The following is an 11,854-nucleotide window of genomic DNA, read 5'->3' as shown; positions in this document are numbered from 1 at the left end:
GCCAACGCCGCCAGCGCGATCCCGAACCCGAACACCGGCGTCACCCACCGCCCCACATCGATCCCCAGCGCCCTCGTCAGCTCCGGCCGCTCGGTCGAGGCCCGCACGATCATCCCCACCCGGGTCCGGGTCAGCACCACCCACACCACCGCGCACACCAGCACCGACACCCCCAGCACGAACACCTGATACGCCGGATAGGTGAACAAGCCCAGATCGATCGTCCCGCCCAGCTGCGACGGACGCGGGTAGGGCTGGGAGTTCACGCCGTACTGCCGCTTCATCACATCCTGCAAAATCAGCGCCAGCCCGAACGTGAACAGGAAATTGTAGAGGGGATCGAGCGGTGTCAGCCGCCGCACGAACAGCCGCTCCACCACGACCCCGACCACCCCCAACAGCGGCGGCACCAACACCAACGACACCCAGAAGTTCAGACCGAACGAATCCAGAGCGATGAACGCCCCGAACGCACCGAGCATGTAGAACGCACCATGCGCCAGGTTCACCACACCCAGCATCCCGAAAATCACGGCCAGGCCAAGGGCGAGCAGGGCGTAAAACGCCCCACCCACCAACCCATTGAACGCCTGCTGCAGCACGCCCGCCGCCTACAGCTTGCAGGACGCGTCCGGCTGCGGCTGGAACGCCTCCGCCGCCGGGACGGTCTTGAGGACCTTGACGTAGTCCCACTCCTCCTTGACCTCGCTCTTCGGCTTCACCTGCCCGAGGTACGCGTCGTGCAGCAGCAGGTGGTCCTGAGCGCGGATGGTGGCGTTGCGGGCGAACATGTCGTCGAACTTGTAGCCCTCAAGCTGCTTGACCACCTCGTCGGACTTGTCGGTGCCGCCGCGCTGCACGGCCTCCAGGTACTGCAGGGCGGCGGAGTAGTTGCCGGCCATGTTGGAGGTCGGCCGCTGGCCGACCTTGGCCTGGAACTTGTCGGCCCAGGCGCGGCTCTTGGCGTCGAGGTTCCAGTACCACATGTCGGTGTAGCGGGTCCCGGCCAGCGCGTCCGGCCCGAGCGAGTGGATGTCGCTGATGACCAGCAGCCCGACGGCGAGGCTGACACCCTTGTCGCGCAGCTTGTACTCGTTGTACTGCTTCACCAGGTTGACCAGGTCACCGCCCGCCTGCATCGTCCCGAGCACCTGCGGCTTCGGCTTCAGACCCGGCGCCTTCAAAAGGAACGTGGAGAAGTTGTCGTTCGGGAACGGCGTCGGGTCGGTCTTCACGACGCTGCCGCCCGCGCCCTTGATGGCGGTCGAGAACGTCTTCTGCATGTCCTCACCGAACGCGTAGTCCGGGTAGACGATGTACCAGTTCTTACCGCCGTCCTTCGTCACCTCGGCGCCGGTGCTGTGGGCCAGCATGTAGCTGTTGTAGCCGTAGTGGAAGGTGTACTTGTTGCACTGCTTGCCCTCCAGCTCCGTGCTGGCGGCGCCGACGTCGATGAACACCTTCTTCTTGTTCTTCGCGATGGTCGCGACGGCGAACGCGGCCGACGAGGTCGGCACGTCCAGGATCACGTCGGCGTGCTTGCGGTCGTAGAGCTCCTGCGCCTTGGAGTTGGCGATCTCCGGCTTGTTCTGGTGGTCGGCGGCGAGCACCTCGATCTTGTCGGTCACCGCCTTGTCGCCGTACTTTGCCTTGAAGTCGGCGACCGCCATCTTCACCGCCTCGACCGACTTGCTGCCCGAGGTGTCGGCGTAGACGCCGGACGCGTCGTTCAGGACGGCCAGCACCACCCCGTCGTCACTGATCTTCCCTCCGCCACCGCCCGGCCCGCCTCCGCACCCGGCCAGCAGCAGCCCCGCGGCCACCAGGCCGCCGCTCCACCCCTTGACTCTCATTCCGCGTCTCCTCTGATCTTCAGAACTCGGCCGTGGTCAGATTCCGAGGTAGTCGAGCAGCTCGTGCTCTCGCTCGCGGACCTGGTCGCGGTCCAGCGACTCGACGATCCGCCCCTCGGCGAGCAGATAGTGGCGGTCGGCGACCGTGGCGGCGAAGTGCACGTTCTGCTCGATCAGCAGGACGGTCACCCCCGCCTCCTTCACTTCGCGGAGGATCTCTCCGATCCGCTGGACGATCAGCGGGGACAGGCCCTCGGTGGGCTCGTCGCACAGCAGCAGCCGGGCACCCGTCCGCAGCACCCGGGCCAGCGCGAGCATCTGCTGCTCACCGCCCGACAACTTCGTCCCAGGAAACCGCCGCCGCTCCTGGAGCTTGGGGAAGGTCTCGTACACACGCTCAAGCGACCAGGGATCCGGGCCCATCACGGGCGGCAGCGTGAGGTTCTCCTCCACCGACAGCGACGCGAAGATCCCCCGGTCGTCCGGGACGTAGCCGAGCCCGCGGCGGGCGAGTCCGTGCGCGGCCAGGCCGGTGATGTCGGTGCCGGACAGCGCGATCGTGCCCGCCATCCTGCCGTAGGCCCCGTGCAGGCCCATCAGGCAGCGCAGGAGCGTGGTCTTGCCCGCGCCGTTGCGCCCGACGAGCGTGACGATCTCGCCCTCGTCGACGTGCATCGACACCCCGCGCAGGGCCTGAGCCTCGCCGTACCAGGCCGACAGCCCGTCAATGCGCAGCATTGGAGTCTCCCAGGTAGGCGGTCACGACGCGCGGATCGTGACGGATCTCCGCGTACGGGCCCTCGATCAGCACCTTGCCGTGCTGCAGGACGGTCACGCGGTCGGCGAGACTCGCCACCACGTTCATGTTGTGCTCGACCAGGACCACCGTCCGGCCGGCGCGGATCTTCTGGACGAGCTCGATGGTGCGGTCGACGTCCTCGACGCCCATGCCCGCGGTCGGCTCGTCGAGCAGCAGGACCTTCGGGTCCAGGGCCAGGGCGAGCGCCAGCTCCAGCGCCCGCTTGCTCCCGTACGACAGCGAGCCCGCCGGGACGTCGCCCTGCCCGGCGAGCCCGGTCTCGTCGAGCAGTTCCCCGGCTCGGGCGGCGAACCGACCGAGCGCCTTGTCCGAACGCCAGAACCGCCAGCCGAGGCCGGTCGGGCTCGCCAGCGCCAGCTCCAGGTGCCGGCGCGGGGTCAGCTCGGCGAACAGGCTGGTGATCTGGAACGAGCGCGCCACCCCCAGCCGGGTGATCGACTCGGGGCTGCGTCCGGCCAGCTCGTGCCCGTCCAGCCGGACGCTGCCGGCGGTCGGCTTCAGGAAGCCGGTGAGCAGGTTGAACAGCGTCGTCTTGCCGGCGCCGTTCGGGCCCACCAGCGCATGCACGCTGCCCTCGGCGACGTCGAGGTCGACCTCGTCCACGGCACGGAAGCCGCGGAACTCCCGGACCAGGCTTCGCGCCGTCAGGACGGGGCCGGCACCGTCCGGAGCGGCGCCTTCCGGAGCGGCACCCCGCCCGGCCTCCGTGGGACCTCCTCCCATGCGCCCTCCTCACGCGTCTTGGCGTGACCCGGGACACACCGGGACGCCGTGACCGTGAACGCTAGGCGGCGGCCGGGGGGTGAACCAGGTGACCTGGACACACATTCGGGCGGCCTGATATGAGGCGGCGCACACCGCGCGCTCGATCCAGAGGAGGAAAGTCGTCCTGGCAGGGCGTTCACGGAGGTCCGGCAGGCATCCGGCGGCGGGTTCATGGACGGAGCCACCACAGGATTCCGGTGAACAGTGTGCTCGCCGACGTGGCCCGTCCCGCCGCCGGTCGACCAGCATGGCAGGGCACGGGTCTGACGTGTCCCACCCCCAGGGAGCCGCTCATGCCGTTCCTCCGCAGATCCCCCGTCCTCCCGGCCCTGCTGGGGTCGCTTCTGGCGGTCCCGCTGGCCGTCGCGGTGCCCTCCGCCCACGCGGACGCCCGCTGCGCCCACATGAACCGGGTCCGCGTCCCCGGCGCGGTGCACCAGGTCGCCGCCTGCCTGGACGATCTGACCACCGCCGGCACGGTCGCCTCGGGCCACACCGACAAGGCCGACTGGGAAGGGCTGCATTCGGCGGCCACCCGGAACCCGAGCGGGGTGCCGGGCATCCAGATCGACGGCTACTTCCGCGACGACTCCACGTTCAACACCACCCACGGCTGGAACCACGACTCCCAGTTCGTGATCCGCCTCCCGAAAAAGTGGAACGGCGGACTGGTGGTCTCCGGGGCGCCGGGGACTCGCCGCCAGTACGCCAACGACTTCACCATCTCCGACTGGGTGCTGGCCAAGGGGTACGCCTTCGCCTCGACCGACAAGGGAAGCAACGGCAACCAGTTCTACCGGGACGGCAGGCGGCCGGGGGACGCCGTCGCGGAGTGGTACCACCGGATGATCCAGGTCACCGTGGCCGCCAAGGCGACGGTGGCCCGCCACTACGGCAGGCGCCTGACCAGGACGTACGCCGCGGGCATCTCCAACGGCGGCCAGATGGTGCGCTGGGCCCTGGAGACCCATCCCGAACTGTACGACGGCGGGGTGGACTCCGAAGGCACCTACTGGCCGCGCGACAACGGGAACAACGCGCTGGTCTACCTGCCCGAGGCGCTGCGCAACTACCCCGCATATGCGGCGACGGGCGACCCGAAGGCGCACGCCGCGATGCTGAAGGCCGGCTTCGCCCGCGGCTCGGAGTTCCTGTGGGACTTCAACTACCGCGTCCTCTGGGACAACACCCAGCGCATCTACCGCGAGGAGGTCGACCCGACGTACGACGGCGACCTGGAGGCGGGCATCCCGTACTGCGAGAGCGGCACGCCGAACTGCGACACCGACTACCGCTACTACTCGCGTCCGAAGAGCGTCCACCGGACGGTGGAGCGGCTGGGCATGACCGGCCGCATCGGCAAGCCGATGATCACGGTGCAGGGCACGCTGGACACCCTGCTGCCGATCAAGGTCCACGGCGACGCCTACGCCCGCAAGATCCGCGCGCAGGGCCGGGGCGGGCTGCACCGCTACTACCGGATCGAGGGCGCGTCCCATCTCGACCTCGAATACGACATGTTCCCCGGCAGGATGCGGCCGCTGCTCCCCTGCATGCGGACGGCCTTCGAGGCCCTCGAACGCTGGCTCGGCCCCGGCGGGGGCCAGGCGCCACCGCCCAGCGCCACCATCCCGCGCCAGACCTCCGGCGACGTGGTCAACACCTGCGCCATCGGCTGACCGGAGCGCGGGCACCCGCCCCCGGCGGGCCGCCGGGACCCGGTGGCCCGTCAGGGGACGCGGTCCGGCCGGACGGGGCCGTCCCCCCGCCCCTCCTCCCGTGGCGGGGACTCCCGTCCGGCCACCCCGTCCGCCATCCCGCCGGCCACTCCGTCGGCTTCGGCGCGGATGAGCCGGCGGACGATGAGGGCGGACCGCGACGGCCGCCCGTCCCGCCGCTGGGTCAGGCACAGCTGGACGGAGGGCGCGTCGCGCAGCGGGAGCCAGACCAGGTCGGTGATGTCCGCCGACGTGTCGAACCGGGCGAGGATGCCGAGCCCCGCTCCCTGGCCGACCATGACCTTCACGGTGCGCGCCGACATGGCCTGGACGACGACGTCGGGGTCGGCCATGTGCCGGTGCAGCATCTCCCACAGCACCGTGCCCGCCCGCATCGTGACGATGGGCCAGGTCTCCAGGTCGCGCCAGTGGACGTGGTCGCGTCCGGCCAGCGGGTGGTCGGTCCGCGCCCAGACCCCGACGGCGGCGGACACGAGCGGGATCCGGCGCAGCCCGGGGGCGGCCGGGCTCACCGGCATGGTGACCACCCCGAAGTCCAGCGTCCCGTCGAGCACCGCGGCCTCGATGTCGGCCGAGGCGCCCTCGTGGACGGTGAACCGCAGCCCCGGGTGCCGCTCCCGCAGCCGGCCCACCACCGGCGCGATGATCGTCTCCGCGGTCACCGAGACGCCGCCGATCCGGACCCGGCCGTGGTAGGCGGCGCCGGACTCCATCGCCGCCTCGCGCACCGAGTCCTCGGCCGCCACGAGCCGTCCGAGCGGCTCGATCAGGGCCTGACCGGCCGCCGTCGGGCGCACGCCGTGCCTGCTGCGGGTGAGCAGGACGACGTCGAGCTCCTCCTCCAGCAGCGCGATCTGCTGCCCGACGGTCGGCTGGCTCACGCCGCACCGGGCCGCCGCCGCGCGCAGCGACCCGGTCTCGATCGCCGCCAGGAAGTATCGCGCCCGCTCCACCCGCACCGGGCCACTATAAAGGGGAAACCTTTCACCTGTGAGCTCCGATCGCGTCTTCCCCGCAGCCCAGCGAGAGGGCATGTTGGCGTAAGCCCGATCTCCGGGCCGGCGATGCCGCCGACGTGAAAGGAATCCCCAGTGCCCGACGGTCCGCTGAGCGGAGTGCGCGTCCTGGACGTCTCGACGATCCTGGCCGGCCCCCTGGCGTCCTCGCTGCTCGGCGAGTTCGGCGCCGAGGTGATCAAGATCGAGCATCCCGCCGACGGCGACCCGGCGCGCCGGTACCCGCCGCTGGAGGACGGCGAGTCGGCGGCCTGGGCGATGCTGGCGCGCGCCAAGCGGAGCGTCACGATCGACCTGCACCGTGCCGAGGCCGCGGCCCTGGTCGGCCGGCTGGCCGCGTCCGCGGACATCGTGGTGACCAACTTCCGCCCGGCGACGCTGCGGCGGTTCCGCATCGACTTCGACGACCTGCGGGCGTACCGGCCGGACCTGGTCATGGTGCACGTGAGCGCGTTCGGGCGCACCGGCCCGTACGCCGACCGCCCCGGCTTCGCCCGCGTCGCGGAGGCCTTCGCGGGCCTGACCTACCGCACCGGCGACCCGGAACGGCCGCCGGTCTTCGCCGGCTACCCCGTCGCCGACGGCGTCACCGGCATCTACGCCGCGTTCGCCGCCATGCTCGCGCTGCGCCAGCGGGACCTCACCGGCGAGGCCCAGCTCGCCGACATCCCCCTCTACGAGCCGCTGCTGCGGATGATGGAGGACTTCGTCGTCGAGTACGGCGCGACCGGGGAGAACCGCGAGCGCCAGGGCAACCAGAACCCGCACATCAGCCCCAACAGCCTCTACCGGACCCGCGACGGCCGGTGGCTGGCCCTGCCCGCCTCCACCGAGCAGATGTGGCACCGGCTGATCACGGTCATGGACGCCGCGGACCTCGCCGTCCACGACACCATGACCGCCCGGCTGGAGCACCGGGAGGAGATCGAGGCGCGGGTCGCCGCCTTCGTCGCGGCCCACGACCTTGACCCGCTGATGGCGCTGCTCGCCGACGCCGGGGTGGCCGCCGGCCCGGTGAACTCGGCGGCGGACGTCTGCGCCGACCCGCACATCCGCGCCCGCGGGTCGGTGGTGGAGGTACGGGACGAGCGCACCGGCCGCCGGCGCCTCATGCAGGCGCCGGCCGGCCGCTTCTCCGGCTTCGGCGGCACGATCGGCCGCGCCGCGCCGGCCCTCGGCGAGCACACCGCCGAGGTACTGCGAGACCTCGCCGGGCTCGGGGACCCGGAGATCGACGACCTGCGCCACCGCGGCGTGGTCTGACCGAGAAAGAACCGCCCATGAGCCTGGCAACCCTGTCCATCATCGTCCTGGTCGCCCTCTTCGCGGCGACCCTGATCCCCGCGTTCGACCTCGGGCTGGGCGCCCTCGCCGCCGCGTTCCTGCTCGGCCTCGCCGCCGACGTCGCCACCGACGAGGTGACGGGCTTCTTCCCGGCCGACTTCTTCGTGCTGATCGTCGGGGTGACGGCGCTGTTCGCCGTCGCGCACCTCAACGGGACCCTCGACTGGCTGCTCGACCTGCTGCTGCGGCTGGTCCGCGGCCGGCTGGTGCTGATCGTGCTGGTCCCGTTCGTGATCGGCGCCGTGCTCACCGCCGTCGGCACCCTGCCCGCCGCGGCGACCGCCATCGTCTCCCCGATCGCGCTCGGCTTCGCCGCGCGGTACCGGATCTCGCCGCTGATCGCGGCCGTCCTCGGCATCACCGGGATCATCAGCGGGCTGCTCTCGCCGCTCGCCGTCTACGGCGTCACGGCGCGCGAGCTGAGCGAGAAGCAGGGCCTCGGGCTGCCCGGCTCGGCACCGGTGACCTTCCTGCTCGGCGGCCTGGTCACCGGGCTGGTCGTGTGCGCGGCCCTGCTGGTCGTCGGCACCCGGACGGGGGCCGTGCCGCCCGGCCGGATCTCCGGCTCGCCGCGTCCCGCCGCCCCGGAGGGCACCGCACCGGACGGTCCCGCACCGGGGGCGGCCTCCGTCTCCACCGCCGAGGGCGGGACGGCGACGGCCGTCACGGCCCCGCCCGCGGAGACGGCCGATCAGCCCGCCGGCGTCCGCGGCCTCACCATCGCCGCGCTGCTCGCGGTCGTCGTCCTCTCCGTCGGCTGGGACATGAACGTCGGGTACCTCGGCCTGACCGCGGCGCTGCTCCTCCAGCTGGCGTTCCGGCTGCCGTCCGGGGAGATCGTCTCCCGCATCCCGTGGAACGTGGTGCTGCTGATCGGGGGGCTGCTCACCTACGTCGGCCTGATGCAGCACCTGGGCGCGTTCAAGCAGATCAGCGACATGCTCAGGGTGGACGGCTCGCCCCTGCTCAGCCTGCTCGTGCTCTGCTACATCGCCGGGGTCACCTCGTTCGCCGCCAGTTCCATCGCGGTGTTCGTGACCACGATGCCGCTGCTGCCCCCGCTGGTCGCCGACGGCGTCTCCCCCGTCGGCGGGGTCCTCGCGCTCGCGCTGGCGTCGGTGCTGGTCGACATCAACCCGCTCGGCATCACCGGCGGCCTGATCCTCGGCGCCGCCGAACCCTCGGCGCGGCCCCGGCTGTTCCGCCAGCTGCTCATCTACGGCCTCGTCTCGATCCCCGTCGCGCCGTTCCTGACCTGGCTCGCCTTCGGCTGGTGGTGAGCGGCGCCGGGGCTCACCCGGCGGACGCCGCCGTGATCTTGGCCGGGTTCATCATCCACAGGACCCTGTCGATGCGCGGGCCGGAGGCGTCGACGGCGAGGACGGTGAACAGCTCGCCCTCCCGGTGGAGCAGGGCCGCCTCCTGCCCGTTCACCTCGGACCACTGGACGTCGACCCCGTTCCAGAACCGGTCCGCGAAGGCCCGGACGTACTTGGCGACGCGGAACGCCCCCTCCACGGGGAAGCGCGAGGCCCGGACGGCGCCGCCGCCGTCGGAGTAGCTGATCACGTCCGCCGCGAGGATCGTCTCCAGGGCGGTGAGGTCACCGGCGCGGGCGGCGGCGACGAAGGCGGTCAGCAGCCGCCGCCGCTCGGCCCCGGTCACCGGGGCCCGTCGCTCGGACCGCAGGTGCTTGCGGGCCCGGCTCACGAGCTGGCGGACGGCGACGTCGCTGACCTGGACGATCTCGGCGATCCGCGGGTAGGGGTAGTCGAACGCCTCCCGCAGGACGTAGGCCGCGCGCTCGGTGGGCGGGAGCTTCTCCAGGAGGAACAGGATCGCCAGGCTGAGGGCCTCCCCACGCTCGGCGCCGAGGTGCGGGTCGGCGCCGGTGTCGACGGGTTCGGGCAGCCAGGGCCCGACATAGGTCTCCCGGCGGACCCGCGCCGACCGCAGCACGTTGATCGCGAGCCGGGTGGTCGCCGTCGCCAGGAACGCGGCCGGCTCGGCCACGGCGCCGCGGTCGGTGGTCTGCCAGCGCAGCCAGACGTCCTGCACCAGGTCCTCGGCCTCGGTGGCGCTGCCCAGCATCCGGTACGCGATGCCGAACAGGCGCGGCCGCACGCCGGCGAACACCGCCGCGGCCTCGCCGAGATCGTCCCGTTCCGCGGGCCCGATGCCCCCCACGCTGATCGCCCCCGTCTCGCCGGTCGCCGGACACCTCCGATCATTCCCTACCCGCGAACGGCTCCCGCCAGGGCATCGGGCGCTCCCGGACGACGGCTCGGGGCTCAGCCTGCCTCGTCGCCGACGGCGTCGAGGATGCTCGCGACCACGGCGTCGGGCCGGGACACCGCGATCGCGTGCGAGCCGCCGGGGATCTCCCGGGTTCCGCGCGAGGAGGCGCGTTCGGCCATGAACCGCACCGCCTCCGCGGGGATGTTGAGGTCGTCCTCGCCGATGACGAACCACGACGGCCTGGTGCTCCACGCCGGCTCGCTCGTGCCGAGCCCGTCGGTCAGCGCGCGCTCGGTGACCGGGCGCTGGGTCGACGCCATGAGGGCCGCCTCGCCGGCGTCCACATCGGCGCAGAACTGCCGGTGGTACTTGTCGTCGGCGATGCGGACCTCGTTGCCCCCCGTGGACACCGGGTACGCGACCAGCGCGCTCGCGAGGGTGCTGCCCTCGAACTTGCCGGACAGCAGCAGCGCGCTCTCGCCGGGGTCCGGGGCGAACGCCGCGACGTAGACCAGCGAGCGCACGGCCTCCAGGCCCGCCGCCGCCTCGGTGATCACCATGCCGCCGTAGGAGTGGCCGACGAGGACGACCGGCCGGCCGATGCCGTCGATCACGTCGCGCACGTAGGCGGCGTCCCCGGCCAGGCCGCGCAGCGGGTTGGCGACGGCGACGGCGGGCAGGCCGCGGCCGTGCAGGCCCGCGATGACGCGGTTCCAGCTCGCCGACTCGGCGAAGGCCCCGTGGACCAGGACGACGGTGGGTCGTTCGGTGCTGCTCATGGCTTCTTCCCTTCGGTGTCGGTTCCGCCCGGACGTCGTCCGGGCGTCGTCCGGGCGGGCCGCGCTACCTGCCGGCGCCGCTCGCCAGCCAGTCGGCGTACTTGGTCTCGCCGAGCGTCGCGCCGTCGCCCGGCACGAGGTCGCCCTCCCGCATCTCGGCGCCGAAGTAGTGCGCGTGCGGGTCGGTGACGATCCGGCGCGGGTCGTTCCACGCCGTCAGGGCGTCCCGGAAGAACTCGTCCATCCGGAACCGCTCGGGGCCGCCGATCTCGACCGCGCCGTCCAGCGGCGCGCCCACCGCCACCCTGGCGACGTTCTGCGCGACCTCGTCGCCCGCCATGGGCTGGAAGAGCACCGGCGGCATCCGCACCGCGTCGCCGTCCGTGGCCTCGTCCGCGATCCGGCGGGCGAACTCGAAGAACTGCGTCGCGTGCACGATCGAGAACGGGATCGGCGAGTCCTCGATCAGCTTCTCCTGGGCGACCTTCGCACGGAAGTAGCCGATGTCGGGCCGCCGCCCGGTGCCGACGACCGACAGCGCGACGTGGTGGCCGACTCCGGCCGCCTCCTCCGCGGCCAGCAGGTTGCCGGTCGAGGTCTCGAAGAACTCCAGCACCGCGGCGTCCTCGAAGGACGGCGAGTTGGACACGTCGATCACCACCGACGCGCCGTCCAGCGCCCCGGCCAGCCCCTCACCGGTGAGCGCGTTGACGCCGGTGTTCGGCGCGGCCGCGACCGCCTCGTGGCCCTGCTCGCCGAGCCTCGCCACGAGCTTGGAGCCGATCATGCCGGTACCGCCGATGACCACGATCTTCATGAGAGACCTCCCGTCCGCCGGGGGCCTCCGTCGCCGCCCGGTCGCCAGCTATGACCGGGCACCTCCTCCGTCTGTGACAGGTTCGGGAAATCTCTCCAGAGACCGGTCAGCCGCCGAGGACCCCGCGAAGGCTGCGCGCCAACGCCTCGGGCTGTCCGGCGTAGCCGAACTCGCCGGGCGAGGAACCCGCCGTGGTGGCTCGGGAACACCTCCGCCCGCTGACCGAGCAGCTCGGCCATCGCCACCGAGGTGCGCCCGGTGAAGAGGCCCTCGGACTCCTCGCCCACGGCGAGCGCGGTCACCGCGCCGCCGCTGCTCGCGAACATCTCGACCGGACCCGCGCCGAGCGCCTCGATCCTGCGCCGTCTCGCAAACTCATCGGCGGCTCGCGGAACCCCGTGATCAGCGGGTGCGTCCGATGGGCACGCGGGAACGGCACGCACGCTCCCGGACGGGGGCACCTTCCCGCGGGAAGGGAGCACG

General features: G+C 72.1%; 11 protein-coding genes. 3 read left to right on the top strand and 8 right to left on the bottom strand.

The window, feature by feature from the left end:
* The 4 genes from ABGB11_RS27390 to ABGB11_RS27375 all read right to left on the bottom strand — a co-directional run.
* On the bottom strand, positions 1 to 602 hold a 602-nt coding region (locus ABGB11_RS27390), incomplete at its 3' end, for a branched-chain amino acid ABC transporter permease (protein WP_347637180.1).
* 9 nt (positions 603 to 611) lie between these two features.
* Complete coding sequence (locus tag ABGB11_RS27385; RefSeq protein WP_347637179.1) at positions 612 to 1,853, bottom strand: ABC transporter substrate-binding protein; 1,242 nt, start codon at positions 1,851 to 1,853, stop codon at positions 612 to 614.
* A 36-nt stretch (positions 1,854 to 1,889) separates the two neighbouring features.
* Positions 1,890 to 2,591, bottom strand: a complete 702-nt coding sequence (locus ABGB11_RS27380; RefSeq protein WP_347637177.1) for an ABC transporter ATP-binding protein — start codon at positions 2,589 to 2,591, stop codon at positions 1,890 to 1,892.
* Positions 2,578 to 3,396 carry an ABC transporter ATP-binding protein gene (locus ABGB11_RS27375; protein WP_347637175.1) on the bottom strand — a complete coding sequence of 273 codons (819 nt, stop codon included), beginning with the start codon at positions 3,394 to 3,396 and terminating at the stop codon, positions 2,578 to 2,580. Before ABGB11_RS27375 ends, ABGB11_RS27380 begins: the two co-directional genes overlap by 14 nt.
* A gap of 335 nt (positions 3,397 to 3,731) precedes the next feature.
* Here ABGB11_RS27375 and ABGB11_RS27370 point away from each other — a divergent pair, with 335 nt between their 5' ends.
* Positions 3,732 to 5,117: a tannase/feruloyl esterase family alpha/beta hydrolase gene (locus tag ABGB11_RS27370; protein WP_347637173.1), complete on the top strand. Its 1,386-nt coding sequence runs from the start codon at positions 3,732 to 3,734 to the stop codon at positions 5,115 to 5,117.
* Positions 5,118 to 5,167: 50 nt separating this feature from the next.
* On the opposite strand, the gene ABGB11_RS27365 is transcribed toward ABGB11_RS27370, so the two are convergent.
* Complete coding sequence (locus ABGB11_RS27365) at positions 5,168 to 6,136, bottom strand: LysR family transcriptional regulator (RefSeq protein WP_347637171.1); 969 nt, start codon at positions 6,134 to 6,136, stop codon at positions 5,168 to 5,170.
* 132 nt (positions 6,137 to 6,268) lie between these two features.
* Here ABGB11_RS27365 and ABGB11_RS27360 point away from each other — a divergent pair, with 132 nt between their 5' ends.
* Positions 6,269 to 7,456: a CoA transferase gene (locus ABGB11_RS27360; RefSeq protein ID WP_347637169.1), complete on the top strand. Its 1,188-nt coding sequence runs from the start codon at positions 6,269 to 6,271 to the stop codon at positions 7,454 to 7,456.
* A gap of 17 nt (positions 7,457 to 7,473) precedes the next feature.
* Complete coding sequence (locus ABGB11_RS27355) at positions 7,474 to 8,817, top strand: SLC13 family permease (protein WP_347637167.1); 1,344 nt, start codon at positions 7,474 to 7,476, stop codon at positions 8,815 to 8,817.
* Between the two features lie 13 nt (positions 8,818 to 8,830).
* Here the strand turns inward: ABGB11_RS27355 and ABGB11_RS27350 are convergent, their stop codons facing one another.
* From ABGB11_RS27350 to ABGB11_RS27340, 3 genes are all read right to left on the bottom strand, one after another.
* Positions 8,831 to 9,724 (bottom strand): RNA polymerase sigma-70 factor, encoded by an 894-nt coding sequence (locus ABGB11_RS27350; protein ID WP_347637165.1) that lies wholly within the window; start codon positions 9,722 to 9,724, stop codon positions 8,831 to 8,833.
* Positions 9,725 to 9,828: 104 nt separating this feature from the next.
* Positions 9,829 to 10,554 carry an alpha/beta hydrolase gene (locus ABGB11_RS27345; RefSeq protein WP_347637163.1) on the bottom strand — a complete coding sequence of 242 codons (726 nt, stop codon included), beginning with the start codon at positions 10,552 to 10,554 and terminating at the stop codon, positions 9,829 to 9,831.
* A gap of 64 nt (positions 10,555 to 10,618) precedes the next feature.
* Positions 10,619 to 11,371 carry an SDR family oxidoreductase gene (locus ABGB11_RS27340; RefSeq protein WP_347637161.1) on the bottom strand — a complete coding sequence of 251 codons (753 nt, stop codon included), beginning with the start codon at positions 11,369 to 11,371 and terminating at the stop codon, positions 10,619 to 10,621.
* Positions 11,372 to 11,854: the final 483 nt, after the last annotated feature.

Origin of the sequence: Actinomadura sp. B10D3 (assembly GCF_039871695.1) — a bacterium.
In the GTDB taxonomy this organism is placed as follows: domain Bacteria; phylum Actinomycetota; class Actinomycetes; order Streptosporangiales; family Streptosporangiaceae; genus Spirillospora; species Spirillospora madurae.
This window is presented reverse-complemented; position numbering and strand designations above follow the sequence as displayed.

Coding starts and splice junctions, on each gene's coding strand:
- ABGB11_RS27370 (WP_347637173.1), top strand. CDS start 3,732: ATGCCGTTCCTCCGCAGATCCCCCGTCCTCCCGGCCCTGCTGGGGTCG.
- ABGB11_RS27380 (WP_347637177.1), bottom strand. CDS start 2,591: ATGCTGCGCATTGACGGGCTGTCGGCCTGGTACGGCGAGGCTCAGGCC.
- ABGB11_RS27375 (WP_347637175.1), bottom strand. CDS start 3,396: ATGGGAGGAGGTCCCACGGAGGCCGGGCGGGGTGCCGCTCCGGAAGGC.
- ABGB11_RS27355 (WP_347637167.1), top strand. CDS start 7,474: ATGAGCCTGGCAACCCTGTCCATCATCGTCCTGGTCGCCCTCTTCGCG.
- ABGB11_RS27340 (WP_347637161.1), bottom strand. CDS start 11,371: ATGAAGATCGTGGTCATCGGCGGTACCGGCATGATCGGCTCCAAGCTC.
- ABGB11_RS27345 (WP_347637163.1), bottom strand. CDS start 10,554: ATGAGCAGCACCGAACGACCCACCGTCGTCCTGGTCCACGGGGCCTTC.
- ABGB11_RS27385 (WP_347637179.1), bottom strand. CDS start 1,853: ATGAGAGTCAAGGGGTGGAGCGGCGGCCTGGTGGCCGCGGGGCTGCTG.